Source organism: Streptomyces sp. R-74717, from assembly GCF_047305335.1.
GTDB lineage: Bacteria > Actinomycetota > Actinomycetes > Streptomycetales > Streptomycetaceae > Streptomyces > Streptomyces atratus.
Window position 1 is genome coordinate 1,005,177 of sequence record NZ_CP102361.1, and the last position, 17,112, is coordinate 1,022,288.

The following is a 17,112-nucleotide window of genomic DNA, read 5'->3' on the forward strand; positions in this document are numbered from 1 at the left end:
ACCGCGACTGCGGGCCGCTGCGATGAGCCCCTCCGAAGCGGCGGCTGTATCGCTCACTCCCGCAGCCGCCGATCTGGTGCGCCGACTGCGTGAGGCCCATGGGCCGTTGATGTTCCACCAGTCGGGCGGCTGCTGCGACGGCAGTGCGCCCATGTGTTACAGGGACGGAGAATTCCGCACCGGCGGCTCCGACGTGCTGCTGGCCTCGCTCGACGTCGACGGGGTCGCGGAGAGTGTCCCGTTCTGGATGTCGAGGAGTCAGTTCGAACTGTGGGCGCACACCCGGCTGATCGTCGATGTGGTGGAGGGGCGGGGCAGTGGATTCTCGCTGGAGGCCCCGGAGGGCGTGCGGTTCCTGATCCGCTCCCGGCTCGTCGGCCCCTGAGACGGTGCCCCGCACCGCTGGTTTGCCGTAACGGCAAGAATTCTTGTGGGCGGGGTGGCCATGGCCGAATGATCGTGGCACAGGTGGTGCCGACGGGCGGGGCGCTCCCGACGGGGTGACCGCGTCGACGGCCACCGTGCCGCAGCCGGTCACGTCCGCAAGGAGAGACGCATGCCGCCCACCGACCACTCCGCCGCTCCACTGCCGGACGCCGTCCACCGTCTGGTCGAGGTACCCGAAGGCCGTATCCACCTGGTGGAACAGGGCACCGGCCCACTGGTCCTGCTGGTCCACGGCTTCCCCGAGTCGTGGTACTCGTGGCGCCACCAGCTTCCGGCCCTTGCCGCAGCAGGGTTTCGTGCGGTCGCCATCGATGTACGCGGCTACGGGCGCTCGTCGAAGCCCGGCGATGTGGAGGCGTACCGGATGCCGGCCCATGTCGCGGACAACGTCGGTGTCGTGCAAGCGCTCGGTGAACGGACTGCGACGATCGTGGGCCACGACTGGGGTTCGACCATCGCCGCGGGCAGCGCGCTGCTCATGCCCGATGTCTTCACCTCCGTGGCACTGCTCAGCGTCCCGTACACGCCGCGGAACAGTCACCGGCCGACCGACGTCTTCAGCCGTATCGGAGGTGCCGAGGAGTTCTACGTCAGTTACTTCCAGTCCCCGGGACGGGCCGAGGCGGAGATCGAGCCCGATGTGCGCGGCTGGCTTGCCGGGTTCTACGCCGGGCTCTCCGCCGACACGATGCCTTCGGACGGTGAGGGCAGTCTCTTCTTCGTCCCGCCGGGGGCACGGCTCCGCGACCGGTTCGCCGCCGGCGCCCTCCCTTCCTGGCTGAGCGAGGCCGATCTCGATTTCTACGCGGCGGAGTTCGAGCGGACCGGCCTGACGGGGGCGCTCAACAGGTACCGCAATGTCGACCGGGACTGGGAAGACCTCGCCGCCTGGGACGGTGCGCCGATCACCCAGCCCTCGCTGTTCATCGGCGGAGAGCTCGACGCGTCGACCACGTGGATGGCCGACGCCATCGAGAGCTTCCCCCAGAACCTTCCCGGTCTGGTCTCCTCCCACGTCCTGCCGGGGTGCGGGCACTGGATCCAGCAGGAGCGCGCCGCCGACGTCAATCGCCTGCTCACTGAATGGCTGCGCTCCCCGAAGGTGCGCGCCACCCGGTGAGCCGCATCCGGCCGCGGTCACTCCGGACCGCCACGATGCCGTTGAACACACCCACGTACGCCGTCCCGTCGGGGCCGATCGTGATCGGCGCCCAGCTGTTGTCGTACGAGGGGTCGGTACCGGTGAGCTTCTTCCAACGGCGTTCGCCGGTGCGGCCGCGGAGGTCAGGGCTTGAGGCTGCTGACGACGTCGGCCGTGGCCGTCAGACCGTTCTGAATGGTCGGCGCCATGCTCGTACCCGCGAGGAAGAATCCGAGCATGGCGCAGACCAGCGCATGCGAGATCTTCAGCCCCCCGTTGCGGAGGTAGATCACCGCAAGGATCAGCAGAAGCAGCACCAGTGAGATCGAAATGGCCATGGCCAACCTCCTCCGCCGCGCCGGATTGCGGCATTCGGCCGCCAGTGTGGCGTAGCGCAGAGGCCATCCGGCGGACTGGCATGTCCGCCATACGGGTGTTGACTGGCTGTCACGGTCCGGAAGGTGCGCCCGCGTCCGGTCAGCCGTCGAGACGCGCGGCCTCGGTCCTGGCGTCCCTGTCATGTGTGCGCAGGAAGTGTTCGAGCCCTGCCAGGTCGTCGGTGTTGAGGTGGTCGACCCCGGCGGCCAGCAGTTCGGTCCATACGGCGTCCCGCTCCGGTCCCGCGACGTCGGGCGTGGCCCAGAAACGGACGCGTTGGCCGCTTCGGTGGGCCGTGGCGACGAGCGAGCGCAGTTTGTCCCGTTCGGCCACGGGGAAGGGGCCCGCGCCCAGCCAGCTGAAGTTGTCGCTCCAGCTGCTGCTGATGAGCGGGATGAACGAGGCGGTGGCCGCGGTCCCGAGGTCCTCCGGCCGACCGTCGTAAAACGCGTACCGCGTGCGCTGCGCCTCCATCGGGACGCGAGCGGCGCGGTCGCCGGAGATGACGGGTGTGATCGCGCCGGACCGCACCCGGCCGTGGTGGTACGCCGTCAGCATCTGCCGGTATCGCCCGAGCTGCCGGTCGAGTTCGAGGTAGGCGGCGGCCCCGTCGGTCTTGATGTCGATCAGTAGCTGGACGGGTTCGCGGTAGCCCGGGTGGACCGTGCCGTGGTTGGCCCGGACCCTGGCCAGCAGTGGGTCGAGGTAGAGCGAAGCAAGGGTTCGGGTGGGGTCGAGGTCGGTGGCCTCGTGTGCGACCAGCAGCTCCCCGTCCACAAGGAATACGTCCGCCTCGACGCTGGTGAAGCCGTGAGCGAGCGCGTCGTGGAGGGGGTGCGTGTGCAGGTAGTCGTTGTGCGCGTGGGCCCGGCGCAGCGGGCGCGGACGGTGGCTGCCTGCGGCCGCGGGCGCGGCGGACGCGACGGCCGTCTGCAGGGACAGCACTGCGCCTGCGGCGACGGTGGCGAGCGTGGTGGTGACGACGCTTCGGCGGGTCGGGAACGCCATGGATTCTCCCGGGAGCGAGGGGCGGATCGGACGGTCGGACGCGACCGAGTATGCGACCCCGATTGCTGCAACGGGCAGGCAGTTCACAAGAGTTGATCGGGTCGTCGTCCGCTCGTCGACTGCCGTTCCCCCTTGCCGGGCCTGCATCGTCCAGCGGCGGTGAAAGCCGCCGCTGCCGGCGTTGGTGCCGAGCGGGCTTCGTCGGCGCAACGGGGCGCAGGTGGTACGGGCAGCCCTTGTCGCCGAGCAGGGTGTCGGGGCGCCTGCGCGGACGGCCGCGGCGATCGGCGATCGCCGATCGGCGGGATGCTGTCGACCAGGGCGAGAGTCGGGGAGACGTCGTTGACGTCGGCCGCAGTGGTGATGACCTCGAGCGGTGTGCCGCGTCCGTCGCGGATCAGGTGGTGCTTGCTGCCTGTCTTCCGGCGGTCGACCCGCGGCGGGCCGGTGTCGGCACCCCATCCTTCGCGCGGACGTGAGCCCCGTCCACGCACGCGCGGGGCCAGTCAATCGCGCCGGCGGCGTTCGTTTCGGCGAGCAGGATGCAGTGCAGCCGGTCGAAGACCCCCGCCCGCTGCCACCGCCCCAGGCGGCGCCGCGGCAGGTCTGTCCGGAGCCGAACCCCAGCTCGGGGGCCAGCAGTTGTCGGGCGATGTCGCTGTGCGGAACGTACAGGATGCCCTGAAGGCAGAGCCGACCCGGCCCCGGCCGGGTCCCGAAGCCTCGTCCGTCCAGAGCGGACGACAAAGGGGAAAGGGGAGTACCCACTCCTTTCCACTCTCAACATATAGCGCATGGGGGGCCTTGCGGCAAGGCCCGGTTCATGCCGCAGAATCGTCGGCCGAGGCCAAGAACCTGCGGAAATAGGAGAGTCACGAAGTGCGTGTGTTGTTGTCTACGTATGGGTCGCGCGGGGACGTCGAACCGCTGGTGGGACTCGCGGTGCAGTTGCGAGCACTCGGCGCGGAGGTGCGGGTGTGCGCGCCGCCCGACGAGGACTTCGCGCAGCGGTTGGCCGGTGTCGGCGTGGAGCTGGTTCCGGTCGGCCAGTCGGCGCGCGCGTTGACGACCGGGGCGTCACGGCCGTCATCCCTGCCCCGGCGCGCGGCCGAGTTGATCGCCAGCCAGTTCGACGCGGTCACCGCGGCGGCCGAGGGATGCGATGCGTTGGTGGCGACCGGCATGATGCCGGCCGCAGCCGGCGCGCGGTCGGTGGCCGAGAAACTGGGCATCCGCTGCGTGTCCTTGACCTTCCAGCAGCTCACCCTGCCGTCGCCGCACCGCCCGCCGCTGGCGTATCCGGGCCGGCCGTTCCCGCCGGAGGTGACCGACAACCGGGTGCTGTGGGACCTGGACGCCCAGAGCATCAACGCGCTGTTCGGTGCGGCGCTCAACACGAACCGGGCGTCGATCGGCCTGCCACCGGTGGACAACGTCCGCGACTACGTCATCGGCGACCAGCCGTGGCTGGCGACGGACCCGATCCTGGACCCGTGGCAGGAGACGCCTGACCTCGACGTCGTCCAGACCGGCGCCTGGATCCTGCCCGATGTTCACCCACTCCCGGCCGAGTTGGTGGCGTTCCTGGATGCCGGCACACCACCGGTGTACGTGGGCTTCGGCAGCATGCCCATGCGCACATCGACGGACGTCGCCCGGGTTGCCATCGAGGCGATCCGAGCGCAGGGCCGCCGCGCGGTCGTCTCCCGCGGCTGGGCCGACCTGGCCCTGGTCGACGACCGGGACGACTGCTTCGTCGTCGGCGAGGTCAACCAGCAGGCCCTGTTCGGCCGGGTGGCCGCCGTCGTGCACCACGGCGGCGCGGGCACCACGACGACGGCCACCCGGGCCGGCACGCCTCAGGTGGTGGTACCCCAGGCGGCAGACCAGCCGTACTGGGCCGGCCGGGTGGCCGACCTGGGCATCGGCGCGGCACACGACGGCCCGACTCCGACCACCGAGTCCCTGTCGGCCGCGCTCAGGACGGCCCTGACCCCCGAGACCCGCGCACGAGCGACCGCCGTGGCCGGCACGATCCGCACCGACGGAGCAACGGTGGCCGCGAAGCTGCTGCTCGACGCGACCAGCCGAGAAGAGTCGCCCATGTCCGTGTGAAACACACGGAGTCATCGAGCCAGGACCCAGAACACGAGTTCCCACAAACCCTGGCGACCTGAACCGACAACGGCCATGGGGTCCACGTCAGGCGGAGCGTTGCTCGTCATGGCCACCAGGTTCGTCACGCCGGTTTGGGCGCCTTGCTTGCGCGCCCCATGGTTGCAAGCGACCTCAGATCGGAGCTGCTGACGTGAAACCCCCGACCACCAGCGCGTTTGACCTTCCCGGCCACCTCTCCCCCAAGGCCGACCCGACGTTGATCGTCGGCGATGAGCAGCACTTCGCGGCCATCGCGGAGTGCCTCGACCAGTCGATCGCCGACCTGTCCGAACGCCTCGCTGCCGAGCGCAAGGCGCCCGGCGGCCTGGGCCGGCAGGCGATGGACCGGGACATGGAGATCCACCGGCTGACCGTGCGCCTGCGCGCACTGCGTCGCTTCGGTCTGGACCTGTGCCTCGGACACATGGTCGGCGCAGACAACTCCGAGCCCGTGTACGTCGGACGACTCGGCCTCAAGGACAGCGCGGGTCGTCGGCTGCTGCTCGACTGGCGCTCCCCCGCGGCTGAGCCGTTCTTCGGAGCCACCCACGCCAACCCGATGGGGCTGGCAAGCCGCCGCAGGTATCGCTGGACCCGCGGCCGGATCAGCGACTACTGGGACGAGGTGTTCACCTCGGACGGGTTTGCCGGGCACGCCGCGCTCGACGACCAGTCCGCCTTCATCGCCAGCCTGGGCAGCAACCGGTCACCACGGATGCGAGACGTGCTCGGTACCATCCAGGCCGACCAGGACGCCATCATCCGCGCGGGATCCCGCGGCGCTCTCGTCGTCGACGGCGGTCCGGGTACGGGGAAGACCGTCGTCGCTCTGCACCGCTCCGCCTACCTCCTCTACTCCGACCCTCACCTCGGTCACCGCCGGGGCGGCGTACTGTTCGTCGGTCCGCACCAGCCCTACCTGGGCTACGTCGCCGATGTCCTCCCCAGCCTCGGAGAGGAGGGCGTGCAGACCTGCACCCTGCCAGACCTCGTCGCCGAGGGAGCCGCAGCAGCGCTCGAGGCCGACCCGCACGTGGCACTCCTGAAGTCGTCCGCGAACCTGGTGAAGGCGATCGAGACGGCCGTCAGGTTCTACGAGGAGCCACCCACCAAGGGGATGACGATCACGACCCACTGGTCCGACATCTGGCTGAGCGCCGACGATTGGGCCGTGGCGTTCGAAGCAGCAGGACCCGGTACTCCGCACAACGAGGCGCGCGACCAGATCTGGGAGGAGCTGCTCACGATCCTGGTGGACAAGCACGACGGCGACGCCTCGGCCGACCTCCTCCGCAAGTCGCTGCTGCAGGACAGGGAGCTGCTCACGACCTTCGACCGCGCGTGGCCGCTGCTCGAAGCGGCCGACCTCGTCGGAGATCTGTGGTCGGTACCCGCCTACCTGCGGAAGTGCGCTCCCTGGCTCAGCCCCGATGACGTGTCGCAGCTGCAGCGCGGGGACGCCCAGGCCTGGACGGTGTCGGACCTGCCGCTCCTGGACGCGGCACGGCAGCGGATCGGCGACCCGGAGGCGTCGCGACGCAAGCGTCGGCACAACGCCTCTGTCGCCGCCGAACGCGAGCACATGGCCCAGGTCGTCGACGCCCTGCTCGAGGCCGATGACGACGGTGAAGGTGTGGTGACGATGCTGCGCGGACAGGATATGAAGGACACCCTGGTCGACGAGACCGCACTGCCCAGCAACGAACCGGACCTGCTCGCCGGCCCGTTCGCGCACATCGTCGTGGACGAGGCTCAGGAACTGACCGACGCGCAGTGGCAGATGTTGCTGCTCCGGTGCCCGTCCCGGAGCTTCACGATCGTCGGGGATCGTGCCCAGGCCAGGCACGGGTTCACGGAGTCGTGGCAGGAACGGCTCGAGCGGATCGGGCTCGACCGGATCAACCTGGCCTCCCTGAGCATCAACTACCGGACGCCGGAGGAAATCATGGCGGAAGCCGAGCCGGTCATCCGGGCCGTGCTCCCGGACGCCAACGTGCCGACCTCCATCCGCAGCAGCGACGTCCCCGTCGTACACGGATCTGCTTCGGATCTGAGCTCGATCCTCGACACCTGGCTCGCCGCACATGCTGACGGGACCGCCTGCGTCATCGGCGATCCCACATTCCGGGCGACGTCCCGCGTCCGGTCGCTGACCCCGGAGCTGTCGAAGGGGCTCGAGTTCGACCTGGTCGTCCTCATCGACCCGGAGACGTTCGGCAAGGGAATCGAAGGAGCGGTCGACCGCTATGTCGCGATGACCCGGGCGACCCGGCAACTCGTCATCCTCACAAGCTCCTGACGTCGGCCGGACGCACGCCCGCTCCCGGCCGAGTCGGTGGCGTTCCTGGACGCCGACGCACCACCGGTGTATGTGGGCTTCGGCAGCATGGCCAGGAGCGCCTCGAAGGACGTCGCCCGGGCGGTCATCGAGGCGATCCGCGCGCAGGGCCGCCGCGCGCTCGCCGGCGTGCACGACACCATCACCGTCCGCGCCCGGCCTGTACGCCTCGATCCCGAGATCCCACCCCTCGGCGTCGGTGACCGGCTCCGCCTGCGTACCGCTCTGACGAGGCGGAGAAGGAGACGCCCAGCGAGCATGAGTACGGACGTGACGGCGAGCGAGTCACGCAGTCGGGTGTCGCTGCCCTCGGATCAACTGAAGAAGTTCGCGGACCGTGCGTGCTGCGGGTCGAGCGCGTGGAGCACGCGATCCCGACCACGCGGTGGGTCTTCGCCGTTCCCCCGTCAGGTCAGTCGGCGTCGACGAAGCCCATCGTCCGGTTCATGGCGATAGCGCTTGTGTTCGCCGGATGGTGGAAGGTGCGGACCGTGCGCGCTTCACACATTCCGGCAAAGCCCATCCCGAACGTCTTCATGGCGATGGACACGCCGCGCCCTCGGTACTCGGCCTTCACTCCGGTCATCTCGTTGAAGACGAAGTCCCCATGGTCGGAAGTCGCCGCCATGCCGATCCAGGCTTCGCCGTCCAGTGCGATCACAACACCGCGCGGATCATACGAAGGGACTTCCAGCCGACGCTCGGTGTATTCGTCGAACGAGTAGAACTCGCCCCGCTCAGGTATGTCGGCGGCACACTCCTTGTTCAACTCGTACAAGGCGCGGCGGTGTTCCGGTGTGTCTCCCAATTCGGCAAGAGTGGTCAGCCGGATGCCATCGGCGTGACACCTCGTCACGTACTCCTCAAATCGGTCCGCGTCGAACGCGCTGACATCGAGTTCCAGCTTTACCCACTGACCAGCCATGTTTTTCCCTCCGCCTGGATCCGCCGGATGCGGGGCTTGTCCCAGGACCCCCATGGTCGAGTGCGCGAAGGGCATCGGCCTCATCCGGCCGGGTTCATGGACTCCTGCGCCGCGACGCGCCCGGAGATTCCCTGCCAGCCGACTGTACGGTCGCACCAGCGTTCCAGCAGCACCCGGTCATGGCCGACGGCCAGCAGCCCGGCCCCGGACTCGCGTCGGTAGGCCTCGACCACCGCGACCAGAGCGGCGGTCGTCGACGCGTCGAGCATCGCGGTCATCTCGTCACAGATCAGCCAGCGCGGCCGCAGGACCAGCGCCCTGGCCAGACAGGCGCGCTGCAACTGGCCGTCGCTCACCTCGTGGGGACGCCGGTTCAGCAGTTCGGCCGTGAGACCGACGACCGGTGCCAGCTCGGCCACCCGGTCCGTCACCTCCGCGCGCCGGCCTGTCGCCCGCAGCGGCTGGGCGATGAGTTCGCGCAGGCTGAGCCGGGGGTCGGCCGAGAGCCGGGGCTGTTGGAAGACGACGCCGACCGCGGTGCGCTGCGCCCGCGGGGCGCGGTGCCGCCAGCCCCGTACCGGCCTTCCGTCGAGTACGACCGTGCCCGCGTCCGGTCGATGCAGCAGAGCGGCGACCTTGGCCAGGGTGGATTTGCCGCAGCCGCTCGGGCCGAGCAGTCCGACGGACTCCCCCGGCGCGATCGTCAGGGATGCACCGCGGACGACGGGGTCGCGGGGGTCGTATCCGGCGGTGATACGGGTGAGTTCAAGCATGGGCGGACTCCTCCGTGCCTGCCCGCACACCGTGGTGGCAGGCGAGACGGCCGTCGAACGGGGGTGGTACGGAGCACCGGTCGTCGGCGCGGCTGCAGCGGGCCGCGAAAGCGCACCCGTCGGGGAGGGCTCCGAGCTCCGGCGGCATTCCTGGTATGGGGGCGAAGGCACGCTCGGGCAGGGCGTCGAGGAGGCCGCGCGCGTACGGATGGCGTGGTCCGGGCTCTCCGAAGAACCGGTCGGCGTCGGCGAGTTCGACAATGCGGCCCGCGTACATCACGGCGACCCGGTCGGCGATCCGCTCGGCCGCGGCCAGATCGTGGGTGATGATCAGCAGCGCCCTGCCCCCGTCGGTGTGGCGGCGCAGTTCGTCGACGGTTCGCTCGACCAGGTCTCGGTCGAGTCCGGTGGTCGGCTCGTCGGCCAGGAGGAGGGGCGCGTCGCCGATCAGGGCGAGCGCGGTTGCGGCGCGCTGGGCGAGACCGCCGGAGAGCTCGTGCGGATACCGGTCCAGGTGGCCGGCCGGGAAAGCGGCGCGTGCGGCGGCTTGCTCCGCCGCGGCGCGCAGCGCGGGCTTTCGGATGCCGGTCAGTTCACGGAGGGTCTCCTCCAGTTGGGCGCGCACCGTTCGGACCGGGGTGAGGTGGGCTGCGGGGCTCTGCGGTACGAGTCCGATGCGGCGGCCTCGTACCGTCCGCGCGAGGGTCCGTTCATCGGCGGCGAGGAGATCGGTCCCGTCACCGAGCACCGCCGAACCCTCGGTCTGTGCATTGCCGGGCAGCAGCCCCAGCAGCGCTGAGGCGAGTACGGATTTGCCGCAGCCGCTCTCGCCTACCAGGGCCAGGCACTCCCCCGCCGCGAGGTCGAAGCGTGCGTCGCTGACGGCCGCGATGTGCCGCCCGCCGCGCATCCGGAAGCGGACGGAGAGCCCACGGACGGAGAGGACCGGGGGTTGCGGGTCCGAGGTCTGCGGGTCCGGGGTGGGCTTCACAGCATCAGCTCCGATCGGCGGCGCGGGTTGATCCGTTCCCGCCAGGCGCCGGCGAGGCCCGCCAGAGCGAGTGTCGGGATGATCAGGAACAGGCCGGGGAAGAGCGTCGGCCACCAGTCCCCGGCAAGCAGCGAACCGCGCGCCGTCTGCACGAGGTTGCCGAGGCTCGCCTGGTGGGTGGGGAGTCCGAGCCCCAGGAAGGAGAGCGCTGACTCGTGCCACATGGCGTGCGGCACCATGAGCACCGCGGCGAGTCCCGCCTGCGGAAGCACTGCGGGCAGCAGATGCCGGATGATGACCCGCCCGCGCGAGGCGCCACCGGAGATCGCCGCGTCGATGAACGGGCGCGAGCGCAGCGACAGGACTTCGGAGCGGACGATCCGTGCCGTCGAGAGCCAGTGGGTGAGGGCGACGGACACGATCACGGGGCCGACGCCGGGCCGGAACATGGCGACGATGAAGATGCCGAGCAGCAGATGCGGTACGGACGAGAAGGTGTCCACGAGCCGCATGACGATCCGGTCGGTCCAGCCCCCGAACGCGGCGGCGAGCGCACCGACGGCGGTCCCGATGACGGTGGCGGTGAGCCCGGCGACGATGCCGACGAGCAGCGAGACGCGGAGCCCGTAGACGCAGCGCAGCAGCAGGTCACGGCCGACATCGTCGGTGCCGAACGGGTGCTCCCAGGAGGGTGGTTGGAGTTTGGCCGCGAGGTCGACGGCCTGCTGGTCGAGCTGGACCAGCGGCGGTACGAGGAGTACCGCGAGCAGCACCGCGGCGACGATCCCGGCGGAGCTGACCACGCGGATACGGCGGGTCGTGCGGCGGGCGGGTCCGAGGACGAGTTCAGCCATCGAAGCCCACCCTCGGGTCGGCGATCGCGTACAGCAGATCGGAGAGGAGGTTACCGAGGACGACCGCCACGGTGGCGAGCACCGTGAGCGCCGCGAGCAGCGGGAAGTCGACGGAGGTGGCGGCCTGCACGGTGGCGGCGGCGATGCCGGGCCAGCTGAAGACCGTCTCGACGAGCAGGGCGCCGGTGATGAGTTCGGGGACGCGGGAGCCGATGAGGGTGAGCATCGGCAGCATCCCGGAGCGCAGTGCGTGGCCGAGCAGCACGGTGCGTTCGCGCAGTCCACGGGCGCGTGCGCCGCGCACCGGGTCTTCGTCCAGTGCGTCGGCGACGCCCTGGCGTACGTAGAGGAAGAACCACGGCAGCTGGGAGATCCCGAGCACGGCCGCCGGGAGCACCAGATGGGTGGCGACCTGGCCGAGGGTGACCGTGTCGCTGTCCGCGTCGGTGAGGCCACCGGCCGGGAGCACATCGAGTTTCAGGGCGAAGAACCAGATGGCGAGCAGGCCGAGCCAGAAGGCCGGTGCGGCTTCGAGCGTGTACGCGGCGGAGCTGACGCACCGGTCGAGCAGGCCGCCTTGCCTGCGTGCGGCCAGCACGCCGAGGCCCGTACCCAGGACGACGGCGACGACGAAGGCGCTCGCGGCGAGCAGCACGGACCAGCCCAGGCGTTCGCCGATGACATCGGCGACCGGCTGGCGCATCACGCTGGAGTCGCCGAGGTCGCCGCTCAGCGCGGAGGTCAGCCAGTTCCACCAGCGGGTCACCAGGGGCTGGTCGACACCGAGGTTGTCCCGCAGCTGATCGAGGTTCTCCTGCGAGGCGGTGAGGCCGGCGGTGCCCGCGTACGCCTTGACCGGGTCGAAGGGGGAGGCAGCGGCGACGGCGAAGACACCGAACGTCACGGCGGCCAGGACGGGGACGGCGAGCAGCGCCCGCCGCCCCGCCATCCTGCCCATCGGCCCCCAGGGGAGGCGGTGGTTCACTTCTTCGGCGTCCAGTCCTCGACGTTCCACCACGGGCCGGATGCCAGACCGTGGTCGTGCGGTTCCACCTGGGTGGTGAGCGCGCCGAAACGGTCCTTCACGACGTAGAGATGGTCGATGTGGGTGAGGAAGGTGTAGCCGGGGTTCTTCACCAGTTCACGCTGGACGGTGTCGTAGGCGGCCTTGCGCTCGGCCGTGTCACCGCTCCTGCGGCCCGCTTCGAGGGCCTGGTCCACGGCCTTGTTGTCGTACCACGCCATGTTGTTGAAGCCGTCGCCCGCGAGCGAGGACTTCAGCAGGGTGTACTGGTCGAAGTCGGGGTCGGCGGGCGATCCGCCGCCCGCGAGGACCGCGTCCTGCTTCATCCGGGGCTCGATGACCTCCCAGGTCCCGGCCTCGGTGGTGATGTCGATGCCGGCCTTCTTGGCGTCGGAGGCGTAGGCGAGTGCGTGGTCCTGGCGGAGCTTGTCGCCGGTGAGGTACCAGAGCGGGAACGCGGCGCGTACGCCGTCCTTGGCGCGGATGCCGTCCTTGCCGGGCTTCCACCCGGCGTCGTCGAGGATTTTCTTCGCGGCGTCGAGGTCGTGGGTGCGTTCGGTGCCCTTGGCGAACCACTCGCTGTCGGTGGGGACGGGACCGTAGGCGGCCCTGCCCTCGCCGTTGAGTATGGAGTCGACCATGGCCTGCCGGTCGACTGCGACATCGAGGGCGCGCCGGATCGCGGTGTCGCCCGCGACCTCGTTGTGGGTGGGCAGGGTCACGGTGCGGTAGTCGTACGTCGTGGCGGCGTACGTGCGCGTGCCGCTGTCGCGGGCGAAACCCTTGGCCAGGTTGGGCGGCAGGATCGCGCCGTCGAGCTCGCCCGAGCGCAGCCGGGTGGCGCGTACGTCGTCGTCCTTGATGATCGCCATGGTGAACTTCTTCACCTTCGGTGCGCCGCCCCAGTAGTCGGGGTTGGCCTTGAAGCTCAGCTTCTCGCCCTTGGACCACTTGGTGAGAACGTACGGTCCGGTGCCGATGGGGTGGGTGGTGAAGGCGCCGGTGTTGACGTCCTGCCCGCCCGCGACATGTTCGGGGGCGATGGGCAGGACGGTGCGCTGGGCGAAGGGCGCGTAGGGGTACTTGAGCGTGAAGACGACGGTGTCGTCGCCGGTGGCTTCGACGCTCTTCACCGCGTCGAGTTCGGTCCGGGACGCGTTGTTGGTCTTCTCGTCCAGGATGGTGCGGTAGGTGAAGACGACGTCCTTGGCGCCGAACGGCTTCCCGTCGCTGAACTTCACACCTCGGCGGAGCTTGTACGTGTACGTCAGTCCGTCGTCGCTCACCTCGGGCAGGGCGGTGGAGAGCGCGGGCCGCAGCTTCATGTTCCCGTCGAGGGCGAGCAGCCCGTCGAAGATCTTGGAGTTGCCGTCCTTGCCGTAGCCGAGGAGCGGGCTGAGGCTGTCGGGCTCGTAGGCGATACCGACCACCGCCGAGTCCTCGGCACCCGAACCGGAGTTGCTGCCGTCCGGGCCACCCGGTTGTGAACAGGCTGCCGCGGTCAACGACAGCACGGTCGCCAGTGTCGCGGCGACCGCTCCCCGTATCGATCGGGCCGTCATACTCTGCACATCCCTTATTGAGGGTCGACCGCTGTTGCGAATCAGTCGCAATTAAACAACAGGTAAAGGGATGCCCGGTACCCCGCCGGACGGGGAAACGGTGGAGCGGAGATGCGTGAACACGCACCTCCGCTCCCAAGTCCCGTTGTGTCGAGGGCCGTTCCCTGCGTCCGGTTACGGCGCGGGCAGTTCCACGAGTTCGGCAATGGCCTCGCGATGGTGTCCGGCCGTGCCGTATGCGATCGAGTCGGCCTTGGCGCGCTTGAGGTACAGGTGCGCCGGGTGCTCCCAGGTCATGCCGATGCCGCCGTGCAGCTGGATGCACTCCTCCGCCGCGTGCACCGCGACCTTCGAGCAGTACGCCTGCGCGACGGCCACCGCCAACGGCGTGTCGGGGCTGCCGGTCGCGAGGGCGTCCGCGGCGTTTCGTGCGGCGGCGCGGGCCGACACGACCTCCAGCCAGAGCTGCGCCATGCGGTGCTTGAGGGACTGGAACGAGCCGACGGGCCGGTTGAACTGGTGCCGTTCGCGGGTGTAGCGGACCGTCTCGGTCAGGCACCACTCGGCCAGTCCGAGCTGTTCGGAGGCGAGCAGCCCAGCGCCCGCCAGCAGTCCTCGGCGCACGGCGGAGACTGCGGACGCACCGTCGGCCAGGCGGGTTCCGGCGGCTTTGGCGAGGTGGACGGTGGCGAGCGGGCGGGTCAGATCGAGCGAAACGAGCGGCTCGACGGTGACACCGGTGGTGCCGGTCTCCACCGCGTACAGACCATCGGTCGTCGGCACCAGCAGCACATCGGCCGTGGCCGCGTCGGCGACGCCGGTCACCATCCCCTCCACCGCGCCGGCCACGACACCGGCCGGCTGCGCGGCGTCGGGCGCCGGGGCGGAGAACGGCACGGCGAGGACCGCGGTCCTGCGTCCGGTGGCGAGGTCGCCGAGGAGTTCGGCGACCGGTCCGTCCTGCGCCGCAAGCGCGAGGAGGATCTCGGTGGCGACGACCGCACTCGTCAGATACGGCGCGGGGGCGACGCTGCGGCCCAGCTCCTCCAGCACCACCGCGGCCTCCCGGTGTCCTGCACCCTGCCCGCCCAGCTTCTCCGGCACCAGCAGCCCGGCGGTCCCGATGTCGGCGGCGAGGGCCTTCCAGAGCTGCGGGTCGTACGGCGTGTCGGACTCGACGCGGGCGAGCACCGCCGGCGCGTCGCACCGGTCGGCGAGCAACGAACGCACCACTGCCCGCAGCTCGTCCTCGGCCTCCGAGTACAGCAGATCGGGTGCCTGGGTCTCTTCGGTCGGTGCGGTCATCGGGCCAGGTCCTTCCAGGCGACGTCCTTGTCGTTGCGCGGCTCGACGGGCAGGCCGAGGACGCGCTCGGCAACGATGTTGAGCAGCACCTCGCTGGTACCGCCCTCGATGGAGTTGCCCTTGGAGCGGAGGTAGCGGTAGCCGGCGTCACGTCCGGTGAAGTCGACGAGCTCCGGGCGGCGCATGGTCCATTCGCTGTACAACAGACCTTCCTGGCCGAGGAGTTCGACTTCCAGGCTGCTGATCTCCTGGTTGAGGCGGGCGAAGGCGAGCTTCATCCCGGAGCCTTCGGGACCGGGCTGTCCGGCGACGAGCTGCTGGCTCAGCCGGGTGCCGGTGAGCCTGGCCACCTCGGCCTCGACCCAGAGGGTCAACAGGCGCTGATGGAGGTCGTGGGTGCGCAGTTCGGGACGCGCGCGCCAGGTGCGGGCGACCGGGCCGATCATGCCGCCCTCGCGCGGGATACGTGCTCCGCCGATGGAGACCCGCTCGTTCATCAGGGTGGTCCGGGCGACCTTCCAGCCTTCGCCGACCGGACCGAGGCGCCTGCTGTCCGGGATGCGTACGCCGGTCAGGAAGACCTCGTTGAACTCGGCCTCGCCGGTGATCTGGCGCAGCGGCCTGACCTCGACGCCGGGGTCGGTCATGTCGCAGATGAAGTAGCTGATGCCGCGGTGCTTGGGCTGGTCCGGGTCGGTGCGGGCGATGAGGATCGCCCAGCGGGCCAGATGGGCGCTGGACGTCCAGACCTTCTGTCCGTCGACCACCCAGTCCTCGCCGTCGCGGACGGCGCGGGTGCCGAGTGCGGCGAGGTCGGAGCCGGCGCCCGGTTCGCTGAAGAGCTGGCACCAGACCTCCTCGCCGACCCACAGCGGCCGCAGGAAGCGCTGCTTCTGCTCGTCCGTGCCGTAGCCGAGGATGGTGGGGGCGGCCATGCCGAGGCCGATGCCGATCCGGCGCGGATCGTTGTCGGGTGCGCCCGCGGCGGCGAGTTCGGCGTCGACGACGGGCTGCAGGGAGCGCGGAGCGTCGAGGCCGCCGAGGCCGGCCGGGTAGTGCACCCAGGCGAGTCCGGCGTCGAAGCGGGCCTTGAGGAATTCGGTGCGGCCGGTGGTGGCCGGAGGGTGCGCGGCGAGCAGGTCCTGGGTGCGGCGGCGCAGTCCGGCCGCGTCGGGTGCGGTCATCGGGCGGCTCCTGACGGGAGGACGACGATCCGGCCGGTGCTGGTGCCGTCGGCGACCCGCTGGACGGCAACCGCGGCCCCGGCCAGCCCGACCCGCTCGCTGATCAGCGGCTTGATGACGCCCTGAGCCGCGAGCCGGGTGAGTTCGTCGTGGCAGGCGCGGACCGCGGCCGGGTCCTTGGTGTTGTACAGGCCCCAGTGGAGTCCGAGGACCGAGTAGTTCTTGACGAGGGCGTGGTTCAGCGCCGGGGTGGGGATGACGCCGCTCGCGAAGCCCACGACGACGACCCGGCCCTCGAAGGCGATGCACTTCACGGACTTGGCGTACGCGTCGCCACCGACCGGGTCGTACACCACGTCGGCGCCACGTCCGCCGGTGGCTTCCTTGACCGCGGCGACGAAGTCCTCGCTGCGGCGGTCGATGACCAGGTCGCAGCCGAGTTCTGTGGCGATCTTCGCCTTCTCCGAGCCGCCGACGACACCGATGACGGTGGCTCCGGCCGCCTTGCCGAGCTGGACGGCCGCGCTGCCGACACCGCCGGCCGCGGCGTGGACCAGGAGGGTCTCGCCCGCCTGGAGGTGCGCCCTGCGGTGCAGGCCGAACCAGCCGGTCTGGTAACCGATGTGCAGGGCAGCGGCCTCGGCGTCGTCGAGGGCGTCCGGGGCGGGCAGGAGGGCCGCCTCGTCCGCGACGACGTACTCGGCGAATCCGCCGTTCGGCAGGGCGGGGGTGGCGAGCACCCTGCGTCCGTCCGCCGTCCTGCCGCAGATCTCCACGCCGGGTGTGAACGGCAGCGGCGGCCGCACCTGGTACTGGCCGCGGCAGAGCAGCGCGTCGGGGAAGTTGATGTTCGCCGCGAGCACCTCGATGAGCACCTGCCCGTCGCCGCTTGTGGGCCGGTCGGTCTCTTCGAGCCGCATCACCTCACTCGGCTCGCCGTTCCGGTGCACTCGCCATGCCTGCATGAGGGGCCTCCACAACACTGTCGGCATTACCACTGCTCCGGCGCATACTAAGCGGTCGCT

The 17,112-nt window shown here is 70.3% G+C and carries 15 protein-coding genes and 2 pseudogenes; 5 read left to right on the forward strand and 12 right to left on the reverse strand.

The genetic code is table 11. The annotated features are described in order from the left end of the window. Positions 1–22 precede the first annotated feature (22 nt). Together NRF20_RS04520 and NRF20_RS04525 are read left to right on the forward strand one after the other, a co-directional pair. On the forward strand, positions 23–385 hold the full coding sequence (locus tag NRF20_RS04520) for a DUF779 domain-containing protein (protein WP_398631591.1): 363 nt from the start codon (positions 23–25) through the stop codon (positions 383–385). 171 nt (positions 386–556) lie between these two features. After that, positions 557–1,567 carry an alpha/beta fold hydrolase gene (locus tag NRF20_RS04525; protein ID WP_398631590.1) on the forward strand — a complete coding sequence of 337 codons (1,011 nt, stop codon included), beginning with the start codon at positions 557–559 and terminating at the stop codon, positions 1,565–1,567. Here NRF20_RS04525 and NRF20_RS04530 read toward each other — a convergent pair. The 3 genes and pseudogenes from NRF20_RS04530 to NRF20_RS04540 all read right to left on the reverse strand — a co-directional run. Further along, a pseudogene (locus NRF20_RS04530) lies at positions 1,524–1,721 on the reverse strand (hypothetical protein); the annotation flags it as partial. The gene NRF20_RS04525 and the pseudogene NRF20_RS04530 overlap by 44 nt on opposite strands. A gap of 10 nt (positions 1,722–1,731) precedes the next feature. Beyond that, a complete protein-coding gene (locus NRF20_RS04535) occupies positions 1,732–1,926 on the reverse strand; it encodes a hypothetical protein (protein ID WP_093897859.1) in 195 nt (64 codons plus the stop codon). A gap of 139 nt (positions 1,927–2,065) precedes the next feature. Further along, positions 2,066–2,974: a phosphatidylinositol-specific phospholipase C/glycerophosphodiester phosphodiesterase family protein gene (locus tag NRF20_RS04540; RefSeq protein WP_413752045.1), complete on the reverse strand. Its 909-nt coding sequence runs from the start codon at positions 2,972–2,974 to the stop codon at positions 2,066–2,068. 885 nt (positions 2,975–3,859) lie between these two features. Here NRF20_RS04540 and NRF20_RS04545 point away from each other — a divergent pair. The 3 genes and pseudogenes from NRF20_RS04545 to NRF20_RS04555 all read left to right on the forward strand — a co-directional run. Continuing rightward, entirely contained in the window at positions 3,860–5,089 is a 1,230-nt protein-coding gene (locus NRF20_RS04545; protein WP_398631651.1) for a glycosyltransferase, read from the forward strand. 193 nt (positions 5,090–5,282) lie between these two features. Continuing rightward, complete coding sequence (gene helR / locus NRF20_RS04550) at positions 5,283–7,430, forward strand: RNA polymerase recycling motor ATPase HelR (RefSeq protein ID WP_398631588.1); 2,148 nt, start codon at positions 5,283–5,285, stop codon at positions 7,428–7,430. A 6-nt stretch (positions 7,431–7,436) separates the two neighbouring features. After that, positions 7,437–7,592: pseudogene (locus NRF20_RS04555) on the forward strand (glycosyltransferase); the annotation flags it as partial. A 289-nt stretch (positions 7,593–7,881) separates the two neighbouring features. Here the strand turns inward: NRF20_RS04555 and NRF20_RS04560 are convergent. The 9 genes from NRF20_RS04560 to NRF20_RS04600 form a co-directional block, all read right to left on the reverse strand. Continuing rightward, complete coding sequence (locus tag NRF20_RS04560) at positions 7,882–8,394, reverse strand: GNAT family N-acetyltransferase (protein WP_398631587.1); 513 nt, start codon at positions 8,392–8,394, stop codon at positions 7,882–7,884. An 80-nt stretch (positions 8,395–8,474) separates the two neighbouring features. Further along, complete coding sequence (locus NRF20_RS04565) at positions 8,475–9,167, reverse strand: ABC transporter ATP-binding protein (RefSeq protein WP_398631586.1); 693 nt, start codon at positions 9,165–9,167, stop codon at positions 8,475–8,477. After that, positions 9,160–10,077, reverse strand: a complete 918-nt coding sequence (locus tag NRF20_RS04570; protein ID WP_398631650.1) for an ABC transporter ATP-binding protein — start codon at positions 10,075–10,077, stop codon at positions 9,160–9,162. Before NRF20_RS04570 ends, NRF20_RS04565 begins: the two co-directional genes overlap by 8 nt. Positions 10,078–10,154: 77 nt before the next feature. After that, positions 10,155–11,012: an ABC transporter permease gene (locus tag NRF20_RS04575; RefSeq protein WP_266355190.1), complete on the reverse strand. Its 858-nt coding sequence runs from the start codon at positions 11,010–11,012 to the stop codon at positions 10,155–10,157. Next, complete coding sequence (locus tag NRF20_RS04580; protein WP_266365007.1) at positions 11,005–11,970, reverse strand: ABC transporter permease; 966 nt, start codon at positions 11,968–11,970, stop codon at positions 11,005–11,007. The genes NRF20_RS04575 and NRF20_RS04580 overlap by 8 nt, the downstream gene beginning before the upstream one ends. Before the next feature lie 23 nt (positions 11,971–11,993). Beyond that, positions 11,994–13,598 carry an ABC transporter substrate-binding protein gene (locus tag NRF20_RS04585; protein WP_413752046.1) on the reverse strand — a complete coding sequence of 535 codons (1,605 nt, stop codon included), beginning with the start codon at positions 13,596–13,598 and terminating at the stop codon, positions 11,994–11,996. A 174-nt stretch (positions 13,599–13,772) separates the two neighbouring features. Beyond that, positions 13,773–14,903: an acyl-CoA dehydrogenase family protein gene (locus NRF20_RS04590; RefSeq protein ID WP_413752047.1), complete on the reverse strand. Its 1,131-nt coding sequence runs from the start codon at positions 14,901–14,903 to the stop codon at positions 13,773–13,775. Further along, complete coding sequence (locus NRF20_RS04595) at positions 14,900–16,087, reverse strand: acyl-CoA dehydrogenase family protein (protein WP_413752048.1); 1,188 nt, start codon at positions 16,085–16,087, stop codon at positions 14,900–14,902. Before NRF20_RS04595 ends, NRF20_RS04590 begins: the two co-directional genes overlap by 4 nt. Next, positions 16,084–17,052, reverse strand: a complete 969-nt coding sequence (locus tag NRF20_RS04600; RefSeq protein WP_398631582.1) for an NADPH:quinone oxidoreductase family protein — start codon at positions 17,050–17,052, stop codon at positions 16,084–16,086. Before NRF20_RS04600 ends, NRF20_RS04595 begins: the two co-directional genes overlap by 4 nt. Positions 17,053–17,112: the final 60 nt, after the last annotated feature.